This window comes from Olivibacter sp. LS-1 (assembly GCF_008245145.1).
GTDB lineage: Bacteria > Bacteroidota > Bacteroidia > Sphingobacteriales > Sphingobacteriaceae > Olivibacter > Olivibacter oleidegradans.
Genome location: NZ_CP041643.1, coordinates 852,653 through 873,380 on the forward strand (window position 1 = coordinate 852,653; position 20,728 = coordinate 873,380).

Annotated in this window: 19 protein-coding genes and 1 tRNA gene; 12 read left to right on the top strand and 8 right to left on the bottom strand. The window is 36.7% G+C overall.

Going from position 1 to position 20,728, the window contains the following annotated elements:
- Window positions 1-37 precede the first annotated feature (37 nt).
- Entirely contained in the window at window positions 38-373 is a 336-nt protein-coding gene (locus tag FKG96_RS03355) for a hypothetical protein (RefSeq protein ID WP_013664580.1), read from the bottom strand.
- Window positions 374-603: 230 nt separating this feature from the next.
- Here FKG96_RS03355 and FKG96_RS03360 point away from each other — a divergent pair, with 230 nt between their 5' ends.
- Window positions 604-1,401 (top strand): AraC family transcriptional regulator, encoded by a 798-nt coding sequence (locus tag FKG96_RS03360; protein ID WP_130854643.1) that lies wholly within the window; start codon window positions 604-606, stop codon window positions 1,399-1,401.
- Window positions 1,402-1,463: 62 nt separating this feature from the next.
- On the top strand, window positions 1,464-2,456 hold the full coding sequence (locus FKG96_RS03365) for a nitrilase family protein (RefSeq protein WP_130854642.1): 993 nt from the start codon (window positions 1,464-1,466) through the stop codon (window positions 2,454-2,456).
- 88 nt (window positions 2,457-2,544) lie between these two features.
- Here FKG96_RS03365 and FKG96_RS03370 read toward each other — a convergent pair whose 3' ends face one another.
- Entirely contained in the window at window positions 2,545-2,961 is a 417-nt protein-coding gene (locus FKG96_RS03370) for a helix-turn-helix domain-containing protein (protein ID WP_130854641.1), read from the bottom strand.
- 140 nt (window positions 2,962-3,101) lie between these two features.
- On the opposite strand from FKG96_RS03370, the gene FKG96_RS03375 reads away from it, so the two are divergent.
- From FKG96_RS03375 to FKG96_RS03385, 3 genes are read left to right on the top strand one after another with little or no spacing between them, the layout of a single operon-like run.
- A complete protein-coding gene (locus tag FKG96_RS03375) occupies window positions 3,102-4,124 on the top strand; it encodes a hypothetical protein (protein ID WP_130854640.1) in 1,023 nt (340 codons plus the stop codon).
- Window positions 4,125-4,135: 11 nt separating this feature from the next.
- The gene (locus FKG96_RS03380; RefSeq protein WP_130854639.1) at window positions 4,136-5,353 is read left to right on the top strand and encodes a hypothetical protein; all 1,218 of its coding nucleotides are present in this window, start codon (window positions 4,136-4,138) and stop codon (window positions 5,351-5,353) included.
- 23 nt (window positions 5,354-5,376) lie between these two features.
- Window positions 5,377-7,104, top strand: coding sequence for a hypothetical protein (locus tag FKG96_RS03385; protein ID WP_130854638.1), 1,728 nt, complete (start codon window positions 5,377-5,379; stop codon window positions 7,102-7,104).
- A 63-nt stretch (window positions 7,105-7,167) separates the two neighbouring features.
- Here FKG96_RS03385 and FKG96_RS03390 read toward each other — a convergent pair whose 3' ends face one another.
- A complete protein-coding gene (locus FKG96_RS03390) occupies window positions 7,168-8,076 on the bottom strand; it encodes a hypothetical protein (RefSeq protein ID WP_130854637.1) in 909 nt (302 codons plus the stop codon).
- A 249-nt stretch (window positions 8,077-8,325) separates the two neighbouring features.
- Between FKG96_RS03390 and FKG96_RS03395 the strand changes: the two genes are divergently transcribed.
- From FKG96_RS03395 to FKG96_RS03400, 3 genes are all read left to right on the top strand, one after another.
- Window positions 8,326-8,904 carry a hypothetical protein gene (locus tag FKG96_RS03395; protein WP_130854636.1) on the top strand — a complete coding sequence of 193 codons (579 nt, stop codon included), beginning with the start codon at window positions 8,326-8,328 and terminating at the stop codon, window positions 8,902-8,904.
- 425 nt (window positions 8,905-9,329) lie between these two features.
- Entirely contained in the window at window positions 9,330-9,491 is a 162-nt protein-coding gene (locus FKG96_RS26655) for a hypothetical protein (protein ID WP_168204530.1), read from the top strand.
- Between the two features lie 162 nt (window positions 9,492-9,653).
- Window positions 9,654-10,052, top strand: a complete 399-nt coding sequence (locus FKG96_RS03400) for a hypothetical protein (RefSeq protein WP_149105137.1) — start codon at window positions 9,654-9,656, stop codon at window positions 10,050-10,052.
- Window positions 10,053-10,783: 731 nt separating this feature from the next.
- Here FKG96_RS03400 and FKG96_RS03405 read toward each other — a convergent pair.
- Window positions 10,784-10,857, bottom strand: a tRNA-Pro gene (locus tag FKG96_RS03405).
- A 525-nt stretch (window positions 10,858-11,382) separates the two neighbouring features.
- Between FKG96_RS03405 and ybeY the strand changes: the two genes are divergently transcribed.
- Entirely contained in the window at window positions 11,383-11,817 is a 435-nt protein-coding gene (gene ybeY, locus FKG96_RS03410; RefSeq protein WP_130854634.1) for an rRNA maturation RNase YbeY, read from the top strand.
- A 59-nt stretch (window positions 11,818-11,876) separates the two neighbouring features.
- On the opposite strand, the gene FKG96_RS03415 is transcribed toward ybeY, so the two are convergent.
- Complete coding sequence (locus tag FKG96_RS03415; protein ID WP_013664584.1) at window positions 11,877-12,569, bottom strand: zinc metallopeptidase; 693 nt, start codon at window positions 12,567-12,569, stop codon at window positions 11,877-11,879.
- A 294-nt stretch (window positions 12,570-12,863) separates the two neighbouring features.
- Between FKG96_RS03415 and FKG96_RS03420 the strand changes: the two genes are divergently transcribed.
- A complete protein-coding gene (locus tag FKG96_RS03420; protein ID WP_130854633.1) occupies window positions 12,864-14,207 on the top strand; it encodes a DNA recombination protein RmuC in 1,344 nt (447 codons plus the stop codon).
- 113 nt (window positions 14,208-14,320) lie between these two features.
- Here the strand turns inward: FKG96_RS03420 and thiL are convergent, their stop codons facing one another.
- Window positions 14,321-15,358 carry a thiamine-phosphate kinase gene (gene thiL / locus FKG96_RS03425; protein ID WP_130854632.1) on the bottom strand — a complete coding sequence of 346 codons (1,038 nt, stop codon included), beginning with the start codon at window positions 15,356-15,358 and terminating at the stop codon, window positions 14,321-14,323.
- 29 nt (window positions 15,359-15,387) lie between these two features.
- Entirely contained in the window at window positions 15,388-16,383 is a 996-nt protein-coding gene (gene nadA / locus FKG96_RS03430; protein WP_130854631.1) for a quinolinate synthase NadA, read from the bottom strand.
- Between the two features lie 483 nt (window positions 16,384-16,866).
- Here nadA and nadB point away from each other — a divergent pair, with 483 nt between their 5' ends.
- Window positions 16,867-18,453, top strand: coding sequence for an L-aspartate oxidase (gene nadB, locus FKG96_RS03435; RefSeq protein ID WP_149105138.1), 1,587 nt, complete (start codon window positions 16,867-16,869; stop codon window positions 18,451-18,453).
- A gap of 4 nt (window positions 18,454-18,457) precedes the next feature.
- Window positions 18,458-18,973 carry a gamma carbonic anhydrase family protein gene (locus FKG96_RS03440; RefSeq protein ID WP_013664589.1) on the top strand — a complete coding sequence of 172 codons (516 nt, stop codon included), beginning with the start codon at window positions 18,458-18,460 and terminating at the stop codon, window positions 18,971-18,973.
- Here FKG96_RS03440 and FKG96_RS03445 read toward each other — a convergent pair.
- Window positions 18,951-20,657: an Ig-like domain-containing protein gene (locus tag FKG96_RS03445; RefSeq protein WP_130854629.1), complete on the bottom strand. Its 1,707-nt coding sequence runs from the start codon at window positions 20,655-20,657 to the stop codon at window positions 18,951-18,953. The genes FKG96_RS03440 and FKG96_RS03445 overlap by 23 nt on opposite strands.
- Window positions 20,658-20,728 lie beyond the last annotated feature (71 nt).

The following is a 20,728-nucleotide window of genomic DNA, read 5'->3' on the forward strand; positions in this document are numbered from 1 at the left end:
AATGTTTATTGATAATGTGATCTACAATGAAAAGACATCAATCTTCCTCATCTTCTAAATGGTTATCTTCTTCCCATTGCTTGGTAATTTCTTCAGTTGATACTTGATTGATATTCTTTAGGGTTTCATATTTTTCCTCAATCAGCTGAATAATTGGTAATACATGCTGAATGTTTTGATCATTTAAGTGGTCAAAGTCGCTATGCTTAAACTCAAACTTTTCTCCTTCTGTAAATATTTCTTCTACTTCGTGAAGCTCACCGCTTACAGCAAGTTGCCGGAGACTTTGATTTAACCCTTTGTAGGCTTCTTCCAAATGATAAATTGCCCGTAATAAATTCTTTCTATATTCCTGGATATAACGCTTACTCATAGGTTATTGATAACGTGTTTTTATTCAAAATAACCGTTATCTAATTTTATGCCAAATCAGTACACAGAAGTTCTATCTCCAAAAACGTGAAAAAAGGATGGCAAATAGGCTGAGCTCCTAGAATGGTATCCGATCATCCAGAGAATATTTCAATTTTTAAAGAATAATACTTATCTTTCCTACTACGGCATTTTAATAGGTAAAAGTATATTTCCTAAGTTTGACTGCAAATGCAACTCTTGCCCTCAGCATCCTTAAAAAGCTTGGTAAAGCATTATCTTTTTCTTGAAGCAAAAGGTAACTATTTACATCATCTTCGTTTGTTTCCCGATGGGAATCCGGGTATTGTTTTGTGCGAAGAAGGAAAGCTATTTATCAACAATCATCCAACTTATCAACATGATCTTCCGGCAAGCTTCCTTTACGGAAAGGTTGAAAAATTTGAAGATCTTATCTGTCACGGTTCCTTAAAACTCACCATAATTGTATTACAACCCTATGTAACCTATCGATTTTTAGACAACTCGCTGGATAAAACTATCCTCGATTTAACTGATATTTTAGGAAACACAGCTTCAGACTTATTATCAACAATGAAGGCCACTGCCGGTATCTATGAAAAAATTGAAGTGCTTGAGCCTTTTCTCATGAAGTCGTTTTTTGACATACTGTATGCCATCCCGCCGGTTGTACCTGCAACTATTTCACATGTGATTAAAAAAAGAGGCTTATTGAGTGTTGATGAAATGGTAAAATTTTCAGGATATGAAAAACGCCAATTAGAACGGATTTTTAATCACACAACAGGGATGACACCCAAACGTTTTGCCAATTTAATCAAACTACATTTCTTTTTAAGCGATATCAGAAAAACATCAACAAAAACCAAGCTAAGTCAAGTAGCCTATGGGGCCGGTTATTATGATCAGTCTCACCTGATTCGCGAATTTAAGAAGATCACGGGATTGACACCTTCGTCTTATTTTAAAACACGTAATAAACTTGCTGTTAATTTCTTACAACTGTAATGAGATGTCGATTCTGTACAATTTTATTCCGTATAGCAGTACTACCTTTGTAAAAAAGAAACATGAACAATATAACCATTGCTACTGCACAATTTGAGCACAGAAGTGCTGATAAAGAATATAATTTGTCTGTGATAGATCGTTTATCCAAAGAAGCCTCTATGAAAGGTGCAAAGGCCATTACTTTTCACGAGTGTTCAATTACAGGGTATACCTTTGCAAGAAATTTATCTTTAGCGGAAATGCTTGAATTAGCAGAACCGATCCCAGATGGCTATTCCATACAAAAATTAACCGAAATAGCTTCTCGAAATAATATAAGCATATTAGCAGGCTTATTTGAAAAAGACAGTGAAGATAACTTGTTTAAAGCTTATGTATGCGTTGATAAAAATGGCCTCGTTGCTAAGTACAGGAAACTACACCCATTTATCAACCCACATTTAAAACCAGGAAATGAATATTGTATATTCGAGTTGGACGGTTGGAAATGTGGTATATTAATCTGTTATGATAATAATATCATAGAAAACGTGCGGGCAACTCGTTTATTGGGCGCCCAAATTATTTTCATGCCGCACGTAACCATGTGTACGCCCTCACCACGTCCGGGAGCGGGTTTTGTTGATCCCAAGCTATGGAAAAATAGAAAAGAAGATCCAACCAGTTTAAGAATAGAATTCAATGGTATGAAAGGACGTGAATGGCTGATGAAATGGCTTCCTGCCAGAGCCTATGACAACGGTGTATACTGCGTTTTCTCAAACGCCATTGGCATGGATGATGACCAACTTAAAAATGGTTGCTCCATGATCCTAGATCCATTCGGCGATATACTTAATGAATGTCGTACAATGGATGATGAAATGGTTACGGCCGTTTTAACGCCTCAGAAATTACAAGATGCCGGTGGCAACCGTTATATTAAAGCTCGTAGGCCGGAAATATATAGCTCCATCTTAAGTACATCCAACGAAAGTAAGCAAGAAGTATCTTGGTTAACTGAAAAAAATAAGAATTCAAATCTCAATTTTAATACCGTTGGATTAACGTAGATCCTTAAACAATAAAAGTCCTTGCTTTCGCAAGGACTTTTATCCTCTTTGCTCACGCCTGTATCAGCAAGAAGTAAATAGAAGTGATTTACCCCTTCAAAAGCTTTTCCAAATAAGCAATCTTTTCCTTCTCCGCTTCCAACAGCCGTTCGTACAGTTTTTTATTCTCTTCGTACGCTTCAACCAATTTGTCTAAAGGATTGAATGTACAATTCGTAGCACTAAAAGTTCCGTTACTGTTGCTAAAGCTATTGTCATTAAAAGTATTAAAATAATTGATCACATTATCCTCGTCAAAATTCTCTATCGCCTCGGGAGTTACGCCTAAAATTTCTGCTACCTGTGCCAACAACTCACTTTCGATAGTATCTTTCTTTTCCATTGCCGAAACTGCCTGCTGGCTCATTCCAAGCTCAATGGCTAAAGCTTCCTGCTTCATTCCACGAAGCTCACGGACACGGCTTATTTTTGGACCAATACGATTCGGTTTTTGTGTTGCGCTCATAGCCCAAAGATAGCAATTTTAACAAATGTAATAAAGAGGCCTATTCGGTAAATTACAATACATCGCTGGTAAAATACCCTGAACTCTGGTTCGGTACGACGATACTATTAGGGAAATTTGGTAGTATAACACCAACGACTATGATGGAATCAAACGCAATCAGCCTCTGGCAGACGGATTATCCAAGTTCCCTTTATCCCCATGAATATGCCGATCCCATAGGGGTTGTCAAACAGGTCTTTGACCAGTACACGTTAAAGCAAATACAGATAGCACTATGGAACTGGCTCCCTTTTCAAATGACAGATGAAATCACACCAACACCAGAACAACGGTTTTCCCTTTTCCGATTAGGTAACCAATTAGACAGATTGATTGACGCAGCGTGGGTTTTGGTTAACCAGCATAAAGAAATAACCTATCAAGCCGATCCAAATTTGAAGGATCTGATCGCTTCAGATAGCCTTTCTTTTCTTTCATTGGAAGAGGCAAGAAATCCTATCAAAACGATGAGAAAACTTTTCAAAGGATCTAAACTCCATCGATGGAAGACAATTGCGGTATACGATAGACAACTAGCTTTATTGGATCCTTTTTTCTGGATGCACGGTAATTCAATGGATCTTAGGGAATTTGGTGAGTACGTTAATCTAAACACTTTAGCGGAAGTAACCTATCTATTGGCAGGAAGTATTGATAATCTTAAAACCGATTACCATTGGTCTTTGGATACATCCAAAATAGCTAATCCCATTAATTGGGGTATGGGTTATTTCAAAACAAAAGAAATAAAGGACGTTCTAAACAGTCTTGCTTTTCTGTACCACATTAAGAGATGGTCACAGGAATGGCACCCATCCGCTGCATTTCAATTAATGCAGCATTATGGTGATTTATATAAGCTTGTGCATTTAGCCCATTACCTAACTATCAATGTTGACTTCCTTTCACCGGATCACAATTCTGCACGGATAATTGACGCTCTTAAAAAGAAATTCAGGAAAATTTCCATCGGCAAAACAGCACGGTTCCTAACCGACTGTATTTCGCTTTCTTGGACTTTTAGGCACGTATCCGAACGCCTAGAACCGGATGAAAAAGAATTAAAACACGTAGAAAACATCCTGCATCTAACCTCAAATTATTTCATATATCACATTTAACCCTAACAACCATGGAAAAATTTACAGGAAAAGAAAGCTTTCTTTCCTCGTATGAAAGCTCTATTTACAATATCCGCAGTTCGCTGAAATTTATAAAAACGACCCATCACTACCGACTTTTCCTTCAAAATCTATATAGAGTGGTCATTAGCCCAGAACGGTGGCCGGAAGAAACGCTGCCCACCCTACAGAATAATTTTGAAGAATTATTATTTGCACTGGATGCCGCATGGTTGGAACATGAACACCAGTTACAGATCGAGGCACGTTATGGTAGCGGAGATGAAGAATTTAAGGTAGACGTTCTGCAACCTTCTTTTTCAGATTATACGATAGATCAATATTACCCACAGTTACAGGAAAGCACATGGCCAGTTGAACGGAACCATCGTTTTAAAGGCGAAATCCAATTTCTGAATCAGGATGAGATTCGCTCGTCAAAAGCATTCCATAGAAAATTCTTTGGACGGAGGAGTCAGGGCGATTGGAAACGTTACCTTACCCTCTGGATGGAGAGCGCACTTGATGATAGAAGCATTATTGAAGCTCACGGATTTTCCCCGGCAGAAATATATGAGGACTATCTTGATCTTGTTAAGTTAATGGAAATCGTTTGGCTGGTAGAAAAACAGGAAAGAGAACTTCTTTACCACGAATTGGTTCCGTGGTTCGATATGAATAATTACCCCTATATGGGTACTATCGAAAGCACTTTTAATCCCTACAGCGATTTATATGGTTTCTTTCATTACACCTCGCTTATGGCATATAAAAGAGACCTTGGCCGATGGATGAAACTTGTATTTGAACGGGAAAAAATATGGGAAGGAACACCAGCGGATCTGATTGACCTGTTTAAAACTCTTGTACACATGACAGACTGTCTTTGGCTAATAAGGCAATTAAGCCCGAATTACCCTAAAAGCTGGAACAACACGAATACAACCTATTCTTTTCAGCATGCCCCAATACCAAAAGAGAATTATCGCTATAAGTTAGAAGCGGAAATAATTAAAAATCCAGAAAATTATCTGCGTGAGTTTTTCAACCTATACGATCTCCAGTTTTGTTTCCATATTCTTTTTGAATCGCTTACGGCAGCTTTGGGACATGAAGAACCTTATCCTTTTGATAAAAAGGAAATAACAAGCTTTCATGCCAATCTAGTAAAATTGCTGGAAGCGGGATATCTGGTACAGGCAAAGAAATATCCAAACAGGCAACATTGAGAGCATGATTAAATTTTATAGCTATGGGCACAATTCCAGCAGAAGTCCTTCAGGAGGCAAACCTGATCACCGCACGCTTGGTAAATACGCTGTTGATAGAACAGATATACCTGAATGATATAGTTGAGGATGATAAAGCATATTGGGAACTCATTATCCTCATTCCCAATTCGAGTACCCAACACATTACCGAAGCCCGTCCATTGGTTAGAATGGTAATGACGCTTCATATTCAGTTCAGATACCGCTTATTCTATTTTCACGACGTGAAAGCCGGACTCAAACAGGGCAGCATGGTGTTTTTTTCCATCTGCCAACCTGATATGCTGGTATATATCAATCCCGAAAGTGATATTCCCCTTTTTAATAATAAAACCACCTTTCAAAAGGTATACAACAGGGCAATCATTGAGCAGGGAAAAGAAAGAAACAAAATACGCTCGTTCAGGGAGGGAATGGATTTTTACTTTGAAAAGGGAAACGACCAGCTCTGCGCATTGATGTTACATCAGGTTTTTGAGTTATGCTACCGATTTGCCGAGCTTGCGCTCATAGGAAAAGAAAAGATATCCCATTCTTTGCGTAACCACCACAAATTCCTGCTCCCTTATATTCCCGAACTTAAAACGCTTTTCAACGAGGAGGACGAAAAAGAAATGTCCATACTTTTCATTTTAGATGAAGCCTATCTTACCGTTCGTTATGAAAACAGCTACCAGATTTCAAAAGATGAATTATCCTATCTGATACAGAAATCGCTTGACCTGCAACAAATAGTAGACGAAAATTCAAGACTGGCGCAAAAACAGTTCGAAGTGCGTTTCGGAAATTACAAAGAGGAAGAGCAACAATCGGAACCATCAAGTGAACAGGAGGTTGCAACCTCTGAAAAATTTATTTCTAGTCCAACAATTGAACCATTAAAACCCTTATGTATCATGGAAAAGATCATTGAAAAAATAACAAGGGAGGTAGGTACCATTCGCATTTATTGTATGGGAAAAAGCTCACGATCCTTCTCTCACGATAGTTATTACATGGAAACAACAGAAAAAACTTCCGAGGATCGTCTCTATTTATTAGTAATTACCAAAGACGAACAGCCGAACGATATTTACCGGATACAGAGCTATATCAATCAGGATAAAAATGTGGACGCAAAAGTCGTGTTACTTTTTCACAGCATGGCATCTATTACCAAAGCACTGGAAAACGGCAATCCTTTCTTTCAAAGGGTAATAACGACTGGGGAACAGGTATTTATAAACAAAGATCTATCCGAAATATGGCAAATACCCACTGAAGAAAAAAAGGCCGAAGTGAACCTTGAAACAAAAAAAATGAACTGGTGGAAACGGAGGCGGAAAATTATCGCATTTATAGAATCAGCCTCTAATCTTACCTATGATGATAATGAAGATGTTGAGTTATGTATGCTTGCACTTGCGCTTGAGCAGATATGTCTGGCTTATATCGAAACCTTTTTGGATTATAAGCCTAATCTGCAAAGTCTTTCACATCTCTATAACCTTTGCGACTATATCAGCGAAAAGGCGAATGAATTTTTTCCAAGAATTACCGAAGAGGATATTAGGTTGTTCGGATTGTTATCACAGGGACTGCACAATTTGAGGTTCCGTTCTTCTCTGTTTTATCATCCCACGGATGTGGCTATTTTGCATAGAAGGTGTGAATATTGGTTGGAGTTTGTCACGGAGGAAGTTGAGAGTTATCTCAAAGAACAGCAATAAAACATGGATTGATTTGTAGGTATCTCATTATTTGAATGTTTTTATTGTTACTAGAAGAAGACTTTAACTCTTCAATCCTTCGTCTGAAGACCCCGTGCCAATTTGCTTTATAATAGATACAGCTGAATTCAAAGCGTTATAATCAGGAAAATTGTTTGATATATCTTTATTGCTTCCAGAAGGCAATAGCTGCCCCCCCTTATCTATAAGTTCACTAATAGATCGTATGGCTAACTTTATCCTTTCCTTTACTTCTGGATCGTCAGGATTGTAATGCCCATTATGGATATTGGCTGCCTCAGCATCTAATACATCAGCTAGCATTTTCTTATTGGCTTTTACCAAGTCATCCATTAATTCATTTTTTAGTTTGAGACTTTTTGCATGCTCTTCAAATATGCTTGACTCGGCCCACTTTCTTCTTATAACTGCTGCTGCATTACACAATTTTGCTATTAGCATTATACTGCTACCTATCGATAGAATTAACCAGATTGATCCGGGTTGACCATTTAATATTTTAACTTTCGAGTCTTCATTACTTTCATTCACTGGTATTTCAATACCTTTTTTTAGAAGTTCTGAATATTTTATAAGATCATCGAATGAATTTGTTTCTGGCAATTTTACTCTTAAAATAGCATCTGAGTTTGGTGTGGTATTATCATAATATGCTTTCAAGCCTAGTATTGCAGATCTCAAATTGGATATAGCTTTCTCTAGCTCCACCTTTTCATTCACACTTAATACAACTGACGGCTCCGGAATCGTAAATGCTTTTGACTCTTTTATTGAGTCTGTAAAATGTTGTAAATAAGGAACCTTGTCCAGTTCTCTTATTACTTGTCTAAAATTAAAATAATCTTTGACTATATATCGTGATTCGTTAGACGACCTATTATTATCTAGGAACGTTAATTCTAAATGTTCTAAAAAATAAGAAGCTGAATTAGTAAGTTCTCCTAGGTTCATGTCGCTATAGTTGTTCGGAGGGCAATATACCATATTTACACTTTATATAAAACAAAAGCGTTACTCTATCTTCTTATTTTGATATTTCTGTGTTATTATAAATATTTCTTTTTTTTACTATTGGATGAAGGCTCCATTTAAATCGTATATTCTAGCTAGCCGTTCATTGGCTAGAAAATTTTTACGATCTTTAAATAAATAATGTTTTCGGAGAAAACATCTCAATAAAAACTTAGTAAATCTAAATACATGTCACCGCAAGAAACAAACATGCAAGAATATGAAAGGTTACAATACGATTTTCTTGCAAGGGCAGAGAAAATGTTCGGATCAAAAACAAACTATAGATATTTAGGGTTATTTTACCACAATTTTCCCCCGAGGGTGGTTTTTTGCGGTAGGTCATTAGAAACTGAAGAATGCTCTTTCAAAATTTTCCTAAATGGCAAAGGCGCTATAAACGATAAAAAAGATGGTATTTTTCAGTTGGCACATGAAGTTGTACACTTACTTTCACCTGTCGAACTAGTTAAGGGCAACGAAATAAATTATTTAGAGGAAGGAATGGCTACTTTCTTCTCAAAACTGATTTTGGAAGAAATAACGGGAGATAAAGAGTTTTTTGATTTCGCTATTGAAAAGCATGAAAAGTATTTAAAAGCGTATAAGCTTTATCTCAGTCTAATAGAGGTTGATATATCGGCCGTGAAAAAATTACGTGAGTCGACACCAGTGATAGCTAAAATTACTTCTGAAGATTTCAAGATAGCAAATTTGAAAGTTGATAATGACCTTATCAATTCGCTGCTGACAAAATTTGGAGATTAGCTCTTATTAATATTTAAAGATTTTTTTTAGCTGGAAAGAGAGACTTTTTACCTATAAAAAATATAACAGGCAAATTTTGGTTCAATTTACTGTTTCCCGTAATATACTCACAATTAATATACCTAAATTGCATCGCAAAAATAGTTTGACCTTAACAATAAATAGCAATATATCCCTGAATTCTTATGGCCGATATTACCATAACTTTTAATTTTTATTCTCTTTTATTTAAGCCTAGAAAGCAACATAGTGACTTGAATTCTGTAGAGATACTTCGCAAGGTACTTCATTATGTGACACCAGTCAACTTGGAAAATAAAGCATATCTTGTTGATAGATATAAAAATAGAGAAAATTCAAGTCCCAGGGAATTGTTCATCGACTCCGTTACCTTCGATCATGTAGAACGACGTTATAAATGTAGGATGGGAGTAATTAGAGAAGGTAAAACTCCGATGCTAAAACCTTATGATAGTTACCAGCTTGTTTCGTTGGATGAGATGAAAAAAAAATATGGAGACCTGGTAGAAGTAACCCATTTTTATATTGACATCAGTAAAAACAAACCATATCTCTGTTGTGAATAAAATTTTTATGGACCCCGTTACACCGATATTGAGTTTTATCTAAGAAACGTAGCGCATAATGTTCTCGAATTAGCTAAGGAGACCAAGTTGGAAATTCATCTCGATGTCTCTTTAGACAAACTATTAAACGACTTGAAAGATGTATTTAGCTTCGAATTAAAAATGGAACCGTCTGGTTTAGAATTGATAGAACCAAATTTAAAAAATCACTATTTCACTGGTCTTAGTTCATTTGGAAGATTGCTTAGCACGCGTGCAATCAATATTAAAGCTTTTTTCGATGTATTTGAAGGAAACAAATTGGTAAAAACCGACAATGAAGGAACCAGTCTCGTCAAAAAACTTCTAAGAAGTATAAAAAATCAGGATACTGATATGAATGCTTTCAAAAATTTTATATTAGAATATACTACAGATCAGTCAGATGATATACAATATATTAATTTAATAAAAAACCAAAAAGGATTTGAAATAAGCATAGATAAAATGTTTCTAAACAGCAATAAACGTTGGTATGAGTTAGTCAAGCCAGAAATTGATAATTTTATTAACGGGTTATGAAAAGAGTACTAGACTTTTATTTTAGATTTCCCATTTTAATGGACTACTTGGTAGGGTTTAGTCTATTATGTCTTGTTCATTACTGTGTGAAAAATTGTATTCTAGAAATACCGAAGGAAGAGTCTATTCTAAACTATGCGTCCGAAACAACAACTATTCTTCTGACCTTAGCTGGATTCATTCTAACTTTTCTAACGGTGTTAATAACTTTTAAAACAGGTAAAGTAGAAGAAAGCGAAAATATCACCTTGATGGAGAAATTTTGTAACTCTTCTCTATATAAAGACACTACTACGCTATTGAAGAATGGTATTAAATCATTAATTTTTATAACTCTAGTTATTTACATTCTCCGATTTGTGAACATTTTCGGTATTTGGTTATTATACTACTGCATAATACTTGGCGTTGCTGTACTGTTGTTAACTATTCTCCGGGCATTGTTTATCCTAGATAATATATTAGATTTTCACACCGAAAACCATAGACAGCATTAATTCTTCATGATGCTGATAAAAGGCCAAAAAAAACGATGGTTTTCCTTCTAACCAAGATATAAGATATTTACACAGCTAATAATTTCAAAATATAACGCCTCATTTTGATGAACAGGCTGATAATGATATCTTTATACAACTTATTATAAATAATACAAAGCATCTATTTTTGTCCGCATATTGTCCAGAAAACAAAATAACCTACTGAAAATCAGTAGGTTATTTTGTTAAAAGTCGGGATGGCCGGATTTGAACCGACGACCTCCAGCACCCCATGCTGGCGCGATACCGGGCTACGCTACATCCCGAATTTTAGGATGACAAACTTATAGAAAAAATCTGTAAATCACAATTTTTTACCAAGCACATATTATTCGCTGAATATTGCTTTATCAAATACCGTTATTTATTCTAATTACTCCTGCGAACGTTAGCCCATTAATCATAAGAAATAAATGACAAAAATTGTATAAAAAAGAAATTGAAATATGTCAGATATTACATTTTGCCGTAAATCTATCGTATTTTTATCGTAAATTCATCGTAAAATATACGATGGATTTACGACTCTTTATCGATCAATTTACGATGTATTTGAATATTATTCTATAATCTATATAATTTCTGTCTTTCTTTTACTTCATAATAGGTAGATCGCTAGACATAAGGCTTTAGGCAGTAAGCTCTAGGCAAACTATTTAACGACTCCACTTTTTATAAGGCTTTAGGCAATAAGCAATAAGCTCTAGGCAGATTGTTTAACGACTCAGCTTTTTACGCTTTAACTTACTTATAAGTATTAAACATTGTACATTTGAAAGAAAAAAATAGAGATGCCAAGTGCTACCGTAAACTTCTTTACTGAAGAAATTAAATACACTATAAAAAACAAACTGCTATTAAAACAATGGATAAAGGATGCTATTGCTAATGAAGGTTTAAAACCCGGTGAAATAAGCTTCATCTTTTGCTCGGACGAATATTTGCATAAGATAAATGTGGAGTATCTTAATCACGATACCTATACCGATATTATAACCTTTGATAATAGCGATGACGAAAACGTAATCGCAGGTGATATATTCATCAGTATTGATAGAATCAAGGAAAACGCAAAAAGCTTTTTAGTAAAAGAAATCGATGAGCTGCATCGCGTTATTATTCATGGTATTTTACACCTATGTGGCTATTTAGATAAGAAACCTGTTGATAAAAAGCGAATGACAGAAAAAGAAAATGAATATCTATCTAAACGGTCATTTGTATAAAAACAAAAGGGATTCATAAATAAATGAATCCCTTTGTCCTGCATTGTATGTCTATTTTTTTAATCTCTGGAGCGAAATAAGATGCTTGCATAATATACCAGCGTTGCCAGTGAAGATAGAGCAGCTACCACATAAGTCATGGCAGCCCACCAAAGGGCATTTTTCGCACCATCATGTTCCTCTCTGCTTGCCATTATTCCTTTGTTTGTTTCCAGCCAAGCTAAAGCCCTATTGGAAGCATCAAACTCCACAGGCAGGGTTACGAAACTGAATAAGGTAACCAATGCTAAAGCAGCAACACCTACCGCTAGTACAATAATATTACCTGCAAAAAAAACTAACATAACACCAATCATCAAAGTCCAGGATGTTAGCGTAGAAGCTACATTGACTACCGGCACCATTGCTGAACGAAATTGTAACCATGCATATGCCTTTGCATGCTGCACGGCATGACCACATTCGTGCGCAGCCACAGCGGCCGCGGCAACACTTCGTCCACTATATACTTCCGGACTCAAATTCACTGTTTTATCCGCCGGGTTATAATGATCGGTTAATCGTCCTTCCACCGAAACTACCTTAACATCATAAATATTATTGTCATGTAACATCTTCTCCGCAATATCCTTACCTGACATGCCACTGCTTAATGGTGTTTCGGAATGTTCTTTAAACTTACTCTTGAATCGCCATTGAACAATAAAACTAACGATTGCAATACCTATTAATAACAAATACTCTGTTCCCATTTTTTTATCAACTATATATTACTTCCCTCAAACTGCATACCGACATTTACTTTTTCCGGCCTTCTACCTAAGATATGCATTTTTCTCCTAAATTTACGACAAAAAGATTAAAATAGCATTAAAAAAGCTGACCTTACCTGACATTATATCAAGAAGATAAGTAAAAAACTGACAATTTATCCGAGGTCGGTTGATAAATAAACCCGCACTAAAAGGACACATAGGAAAGAGCACTAAAAAACCGAGGCTACCTGAATCAATTTTTCTGTCTAAATTTGTACAAAACAATTAACAATGGAAAATCTGCTGATCGTTATTCTACTCATAGTCTTACTTTTCTTTTTATATAAACTGACGCAACGAACCAATCAATCGGGTAATGATAATATACCCGGCTTCCAGGGAGAACGCGACGATCTCCTTGTAAAAATTGCGAAAGCAGAACAGAAAGCGGAGAACTACCGCGTGGAAAATGAACGCTTGTTGAATGAGGTTAAAACCGAGCGTGAAAAAGCTGCAGCAGCCGAGCGAACCATTGAAAGCTTAAATGCCTATTTTGAATCGCAACAAGAAAAATTGAATGAACAGAAATTAGAAATAGCAACCATGAAAAGCCAGTTCAATAAGGAGTTCGAATTGATTGCTAATAAAATTCTGGAAGAAAAAACACTTCGATTTACGGAAACAAATCACAAGACCATCAACCAACTTTTAGATCCTTTAAAACAGAATATCAAAAGCTTCGAAGAGAAAGTCGATAAGACTTATAGCCATGAAGCTGCGGAGCGAAACTCCCTTAAAGGGGTCGTTATGCAATTAATGGAGCAAAGCCAGCTAATTAAGGATGAGGCTATTAATTTAACAAGAGCCCTAAAAGGCGATCAGAAGAAACAGGGGAATTGGGGAGAAGTGGTTCTAGAACGAGTATTAGAACGATCGGGTCTTACCAGAGATAGCGAATATCGTTTACAGGCTAGTTTTCAAACTGAAGACGGTAAACGTCTGCAACCCGATGTGATCATTGATCTACCGGAAGAAAAACACCTCGTAATTGATGCAAAAGTTTCACTGGTTGCCTACGAGAGATGGGTAAATGCAGCGGATAATGATGATGAGCGCGAATTGTTTGCTAAACAACATATACAATCTATCAAAAATCATGTTACGGAGCTTTCCCGCAAAAATTATCAGGATTTATACAAAATCACGTCACCCGATTTTGTTTTGCTATTTATGCCCATTGAATCTGCTTTCAGTATGTCAATTACGATTGATAGCGAACTATTTAGCGATGCATGGGATAAACGTGTCGTAATTGTAAGCCCGTCAACGCTACTAGCCACCCTTCGAACCATAGCCAGTATTTGGAAACAAGAGCGACAAACACGTAATGTCATGGAAATAGCAAGAGAAGCCGGCGCACTCTATGATAAATTCGTTGGTTTTACCGAAGACATGGATAAGATTGACAAACAGATAACCATATTAGCAAGGACACATGAAGATGCCCGCAAGAAACTAGAAACCGGTAAAGGTAACGTCATATCTAAAGTAGAAAAGCTAAAAAAACTGGGCGCAAAAGCAAGCAAACAAATAGATATAAGTTTATTTGATGAGGAGGAACTCACTGAAGACTAGCCGGTTTCACGTGAAACCGGCTAGTCTTCAGTGAGTAAGGAAGCAAGTTAACCGGTGAAGAATTTGCAGTTTACCGATTATAATTTATTTACCGGTTAACCGCTACCTGTTAACTAATTAAATGCGTTCCATCCCTGCGCAGTAATTGGGTATAGATTTCCGCTTTTTGATATTAAATTACATCCAGCGTTCTCTTCCATTATATACCCAATTACGCTGATATCCAGATCACCTTTTATCTTTTCATAATCGCTCTGCTTAATGGTAAATAGCAGCTCGTAATCCTCCCCTCCACTAAGTGCGCAGACCGTAGGATCCAATCCGAACTCGCGCGCTGTGTCATAGGTCATTTGATCAATAGGGATTTTTTCTTCGTATAATCTGCAGCCTTTTGATGATTGTTTACATAGGTGCAAAACTTCGGAGGCTAATCCGTCAGATACGTCAATCATCGACGTTGGCTTAATTTGAAGTTCCTTAAGCAATTGAACGACATCACGTCGCGCTTCCGGCTTTAATTGCCTTTCTACAATATAATCCTTTCCTTCCAGATCGGGCTGAATGTTTGGATTCTCTAAAAATATTTGCTTCTCCCGTTCTAATAACTGAAGACCGACATAAGCCCCTCCCAAATCGCCGGACACACAAATCAAATCACCTTCCTCTGCCCCATTTCTATAGGTTACAGCGGAAGAATCAGCATAACCTATACTCGTCACGCTAATAACTAATCCCTGCTTGGAAGCGGATGTATCTCCTCCTACCAAGTCCACATTGTACTTCTTACATGCTAGAATAGCTCCTGCGTATAACTCCTCAACTGCTTCTAAAGGAAACTTGCTCGATAAGCCGATAGAAAAGGTTATTTGAGTGGCAATGCCATTCATCGCGAAAATATCACTTAAGTTTACTTGTACCGCTTTATATCCCAAATGCTTAAGCGGAACATATCTTAAGTCAAAATGTACACCTTCCAATAATAAATCGGTTGAAATAAGTGTCTGTTTTCCTCCATGCTGAATAACCGCAGCGTCGTCTCCTATGCCTTTTACGGTTGATTCTTCCTTTATTTCAATTGATTTATTAATCAGGTCAATGAGGCCAAACTCGCCCAGTTTATCTAAACCGGTATTCTCTTTGTTATCAAACATGTAGAATTAATATAGTATGTATTTCTAATTTAGAGTCCGAATTGTGCAGATATATCCAACATACGCTCAATTGGCTTCCTTGCTCTGTTTATCACGTCCAGTGGCAAATCTATTTCCGGTAATTCAAACCTCATAGCGTTATAAAGCTTTTCTAAGGTGTTCAGCTTCATATGCGGGCAATCGTTGCATGCACATGCATTATTAGGAGGAGCGGGTATAAAGGTCTTCTGTGGATTAGCTTTCTGCATTTGATGAATAATACCCGATTCGGTCGCAACAATGTAGGTACTAGCTGGGTCTTTTATGGTATAGTTTAATAAACCGGTGGTCGATCCAATATAATCAGCCTGCCTTAAAATATGTTCCTCACACTCGGGGTGTGCAATAAATTTCGCATCAGGAAACTGCAATCGTAAACGATCAATTTTCTCTTGCGAAAATATTTCGTGTACCATACATGCACCGTTCCAAAGAACAAGGTCTCGGCCGGTTTTCTTTTTTACATAGTCGCCTAAGTTTTTGTCAGGTCCGAAAATAATCTTTTGATCTTTCGGCAGGCTTTCAACGATTTGTACGGCATTGGATGATGTACACACAATATCGCTAAGTGCTTTCAACTCGGCTGTGCAGTTGACATAGGTAATGACAAGGTGATCGGGGTATTGCTCTTTAAACTTCGCAAACAAATGGGGTGGACAACTATCTGATAAGCTGCAGCCTGCCTTAAGATCCGGTAGCAACACTTTCTTTGTGGGTGATAGAATTTTAGCTGTTTCAGCCATAAAATGAACACCGGCGAAAACGATTATAGCAGCATCTGTTTTTGCAGCCTCTTGAGAAAGCCCCAAGCTATCCCCAATATAATCAGCGATATCTTGAATTTCAGCATCCTGATAATAATGTGCTAAAATAACTGCGTTCTTTTCCTTTTTAAGCCTGTTGATCTCTTGAACTAAATCCAGTCGAGGGTCAATTGCTTCATCGATATAGCCTTTAGCAGTCAGTTGTTCAGTATAGTTTTCCATTTTCTTAGCCTAAGCATAGTTCACTTATACAAATGTACATAAAGAAAATGAAATCGGATTTTGTGGCTTTTCCACTGTTCAATAAAAACAATAATTCTTTTTATATAAAATCTTCTTATCGTTTATTAGTGTGTTAGTAATGTTAGAAAATGGGATATCTTTTTTCTTGTTTTATTTGATGTTCTATTTTTATCAACAAGTTTTTAACATTATTGATAAGTTAATGAATTGATTTACAATCGCTATTTATTTTGCTGTTTTTTCTTTCCATATTTTTTTGTCAGTTTTTTATGACGGAATTTTGGTTAGGAACTAGCGGTTCATCGGATGGATAAATAATCTAAAAGTTCTGGTAAATGTGAATATGATGGCTTCTTAACAAGTTATTCTTTTTATTCCACTGACTTTTTACAAAAAAATCCACATATTTAACATGTTTTTCCACCGTTTTGACGGAAGATATCAATAAATAATTTTTTCAATATGACGAATGTTGATTTCTTAGTTGTGGGTTCGGGTATTGCGGGTCTGAGTTTTGCCTTGAAGGCCGCAAAATATGGTAAGGTTCTGATAGTTACGAAATCGAACGAGGACGAATCGAATACAAAGTATGCACAAGGTGGTGTAGCCGTCGTTGTGGATAAGTCAGACAGCTTTGAAAAGCATATCGCTGATACTCTGGTTGCTGGTGATGGTTTGTGTGATAAAAAGGTTGTGGAAAACGTTGTTAAGGAAGGTCCGGAGCGGATCAAGGAAATCATTCAATATGGAACTCATTTTGACGAAATAACAACAGGTAGTTATGATTTAGCGCGAGAGGGCGGACATTCGGAACATCGTATTTTACATTATAAAGATATTACGGGTTTTGAGATTGAGCGGGCTCTATTGGAGCAAGTTCATCAGTCTGCCAATATTACCATATTAACCCATTATTTTGCTGTTGATCTCATTACTCAACATCACCTCGGCTTATTTGTTAATAAGACCAGTGACGATATTACCTGTTATGGGATTTATGCATTAAATACGTTGACAAATGAAGTTGAAAAAATCTTAAGTAAGATTACTGTAATGGCTTCCGGCGGAGCCGGGCATATTTATGCATCTACTACGAATCCGGTGATTGCTACAGGGGACGGCATAGCAATGGTTTATCGGGCTAAGGGAAAAGTAAGAAATATGGAGTTTATTCAGTTCCACCCTACCTCGTTGTATAACCCCGGTGAGTATCCATCATTTTTGATTTCAGAAGCGTTGCGCGGATTTGGTGCCGTTTTAAGAAGGAAGAATGGAGAAGAGTTTATGTATGAGTATGACGATCGTGGATCGTTGGCGCCGAGGGATATCGTTGCGCGAGCAATAGATAATGAAATGAAGAAATCGGGAGACGATTACGTTTATTTGGATATTACGCATCGCGATAAGGTGGAGCTTTTGAAGCATTTTCCGAATATATATGCAAAATGCCTTAGTATTGGTATTGACCTTACGAGGGATTATATACCCGTGACTCCCGCTGCTCATTATCTTTGCGGGGGTATCTTGGTAAATGAATTCGGTCTTTCCTCTATTAATAATCTCTACGCCTGTGGCGAATGCTCTTCTACCGGTTTACACGGCGCTAACAGATTAGCTTCCAATTCATTATTGGAAGCTTTGATTTATGCCCATCGGATATTTGAACATGCAATAAGCGTTTTTGACAAGATCACTTTACCTCTTAATATACCCGATTGGGATGACACGGATACACAGCTATCAAACGAAGATATTTTGGTTACGCATAATTTAAGAGAAACACAGAAGATTATGAGTGATTATGTTGGTATTGTACGTTCGGATTTTCGCTTAGAACGTGCCATGCGGCGACTCAAATTACTTTATGAGGAAACGGAAGAATTCTATAAGAACACGAAATTGTCTGTGAAACTGTGCGAGCTTAGAAATGTCATCCAAGTTTCGTATATTGTCATTAAATCGGCAATGGCTCGGAAAGAGAGTAGAGGTTTACATTATACTACAGACTATCCGAATCATTCAAAGGAGCTGAAAGACACTGTTTTTTAGGTATATGGCATTAATAAAGGCTGTTTTAAGTAAGACTCCAAGCATTGGCGTTGATACATTTATTGCAGAGAACGCCACCATAGTTGGTAATGTAACGATAGGGAATCATTGTTCTGTATGGTTCAATGCGGTTATAAGAGGGGATGTAAATTATATTAGAATAGGCGATTATTCAAATATACAGGATGGTGTGGTGATTCACGGTACTTATTTAAAGAATGGAACGGATATAGGAAGTTATGTGAATGTAGGACATAATGCTATAGTTCATGGCTGTACGTTAAGGGATCATTGTTTGGTGGGAATGGGGGCAATTGTGATGGACAAGGCGGTTATTGAGGAATATGTAATTGTAGCGGCGGGAGCGGTTGTTTTGGAAAACATGGTGTGTGAAAGTGGTTTTTTATACGCTGGTGTACCTGCAAAAAAGATTAAGCCCTTAACAGCCGAACAAAGGACCTTGTTAGATAAATTGCCACACAATTATGTGCTATATGCTAGTTGGTTTGGGGTGGATTAGCTTCCATCGACTTATCTTCACTCGGTATATCGATGACTTCCTCTTGTTCCCAATTAGGTCTAACCGTGATTGGTTTACTATGATACCAAACCTTTTCAGGCTGTGTACGCTTTTCTACATCAGCTGGGTCCCATTTATTATTTCGATTTATATCATAAACGATTCTAATTAAGTACTTCCCACCCGGAAATTGCTTGAAGACGAGGCGATCGGATTTCCGAATGGCAGTTGAGAGAAAGATATTTTCCTTCTTTTCGTTTGTTATCTGAACGAGGTATTGATTTCCAATGGTATCAGGTACATTTAATTTTAGAATAACGTCTCCAAAATTTTCCGTTTCGTCCAGTGTAAACTTTCGCTTTACAGCCTTTGATTTTTCACCAAAATGGCCTTGAAACGCATTCTCTTTTAGATCCAATTCATAGTTTCGTTTAGGGCGCCAATTGTACCGTATAATGTACGATCTATTACTGCTGGTATCTTTTACTAGTTGGAAGTTAGTACGTGAAACGGAATCTTCCGTAAGTATTATGTTTTGTTTGTCAAACGACTTTATGGGAGCGGTGCTGTTTAATATGATGTGTTTTATTTTGTTAACCTTCTGGCTATTGATATTATCGGTAATAATGAGATCCCGATCGTACTTTTCATTTTTGCTTCGGCGAATGGTCGTTGAATCTAAGACCTGATTGTTTTCGGTAATACGTACTTTTAAAGAATCGAAGGTTAATTCACTTAGCCACATCGAAGCGCTATCCCGTGTAGAACTATAATTTACAATTTTATCCTGATCTAAGGAGTTTGGGCTAAGGACCTCAATATCGGGGTTTGTTATAGGTCTATTAAAAATGAAATTTATCGTACCATTTTTTTCAATTTTACGGTCGAGCAGTCTGAAAGTTGTTGGAACAGGTTTAGATATCGCTAAACGAATATTACTAGTGTCCTTGTTCAATAAGAAGGAGTCAGTTAAAAAGCCAATTTCCTCGTCTGTTCCGTTAAATATACGATCATTATTTTTTTCTTTTAGAGCATAAATGCGATATGTATCTTCTTTTAGATTGTGAATCTTGAAATTGCCTGCTGAATCGGTAAGCGTAAAAATATTCGCTTTTCTCTTACCGAATATTGAATCTTGCCGGGTAGGTATAAGCATAACCGTCACCTCCTTTTCCTTTTCTAAAGTAAGTGCGTTGCTGACATTACCTGATATATTAAGTGAATCTATTTGATCGCCAGTAGCAAAGACATAGCTGTAATTTAGTAAAGGATTTCCCTCGTTATAATCCCCGAGGGCTTTTCCAAAGTTTATGGTGTATGTTGTTTTTTCTTCCAGGGTATCAGGTAAGGTAATGACTAAGGATTTCTTCTTTATTTTATAAATTGGAATTTTATCCATATCAGGCGTTACACTGATTTCTTTCAGTTCGTTCTGAAGTTTAACAAATTCGTCAAACTCGATAACGATTTCTTTGGATTTAAAATTTCTGCTGAGGTTGATAGGCGTTTCTTTTAAAACTTTTGGAGGAATGCTATCCTTTGGCCCTCCCATCGGTTGCTGTATGCTTGCACAATGCGTATTGAATAATAAAGTGACGAAAAGAATGAGTAAAATAAGGTAATTTGTATTTAAGCTTATTTTTAAGCCTTTTAACACGTTTTTCTTCTTTTTGGAGATTAGCATCGTTTTTTAAAAGATAATGTCTCTTATCGCTTTATTTAATTTTTATATAACGTATTGATATTCAATATTTT

Excerpts from the sequence above, each read along its gene's own strand:
- FKG96_RS03385 (WP_130854638.1), top strand. The coding sequence starts at position 5,377 with ATGGGCACAATTCCAGCAGAAGTCCTTCAGGAGGCAAACCTGATCACC.
- FKG96_RS03445 (WP_130854629.1), bottom strand. The coding sequence starts at position 20,657 with ATGCTAATCTCCAAAAAGAAGAAAAACGTGTTAAAAGGCTTAAAAATA.
- nadA (WP_130854631.1), bottom strand. The coding sequence starts at position 16,383 with ATGGAAAACTATACTGAACAACTGACTGCTAAAGGCTATATCGATGAA.
- FKG96_RS03360 (WP_130854643.1), top strand. The coding sequence starts at position 604 with ATGCAACTCTTGCCCTCAGCATCCTTAAAAAGCTTGGTAAAGCATTAT.
- FKG96_RS03440 (WP_013664589.1), top strand. The coding sequence starts at position 18,458 with ATGGCATTAATAAAGGCTGTTTTAAGTAAGACTCCAAGCATTGGCGTT.
- FKG96_RS26655 (WP_168204530.1), top strand. The coding sequence starts at position 9,330 with ATGGGAGTAATTAGAGAAGGTAAAACTCCGATGCTAAAACCTTATGAT.
- FKG96_RS03400 (WP_149105137.1), top strand. The coding sequence starts at position 9,654 with ATGGAACCGTCTGGTTTAGAATTGATAGAACCAAATTTAAAAAATCAC.
- FKG96_RS03380 (WP_130854639.1), top strand. The coding sequence starts at position 4,136 with ATGGAAAAATTTACAGGAAAAGAAAGCTTTCTTTCCTCGTATGAAAGC.
- ybeY (WP_130854634.1), top strand. The coding sequence starts at position 11,383 with ATGCCAAGTGCTACCGTAAACTTCTTTACTGAAGAAATTAAATACACT.
- FKG96_RS03395 (WP_130854636.1), top strand. The coding sequence starts at position 8,326 with ATGTCACCGCAAGAAACAAACATGCAAGAATATGAAAGGTTACAATAC.
- FKG96_RS03375 (WP_130854640.1), top strand. The coding sequence starts at position 3,102 with ATGATGGAATCAAACGCAATCAGCCTCTGGCAGACGGATTATCCAAGT.
- FKG96_RS03390 (WP_130854637.1), bottom strand. The coding sequence starts at position 8,076 with ATGAACCTAGGAGAACTTACTAATTCAGCTTCTTATTTTTTAGAACAT.
- FKG96_RS03420 (WP_130854633.1), top strand. The coding sequence starts at position 12,864 with ATGGAAAATCTGCTGATCGTTATTCTACTCATAGTCTTACTTTTCTTT.
- FKG96_RS03355 (WP_013664580.1), bottom strand. The coding sequence starts at position 373 with ATGAGTAAGCGTTATATCCAGGAATATAGAAAGAATTTATTACGGGCA.
- thiL (WP_130854632.1), bottom strand. The coding sequence starts at position 15,358 with ATGTTTGATAACAAAGAGAATACCGGTTTAGATAAACTGGGCGAGTTT.
- nadB (WP_149105138.1), top strand. The coding sequence starts at position 16,867 with ATGACGAATGTTGATTTCTTAGTTGTGGGTTCGGGTATTGCGGGTCTG.
- FKG96_RS03415 (WP_013664584.1), bottom strand. The coding sequence starts at position 12,569 with ATGGGAACAGAGTATTTGTTATTAATAGGTATTGCAATCGTTAGTTTT.
- FKG96_RS03365 (WP_130854642.1), top strand. The coding sequence starts at position 1,464 with ATGAACAATATAACCATTGCTACTGCACAATTTGAGCACAGAAGTGCT.
- FKG96_RS03370 (WP_130854641.1), bottom strand. The coding sequence starts at position 2,961 with ATGAGCGCAACACAAAAACCGAATCGTATTGGTCCAAAAATAAGCCGT.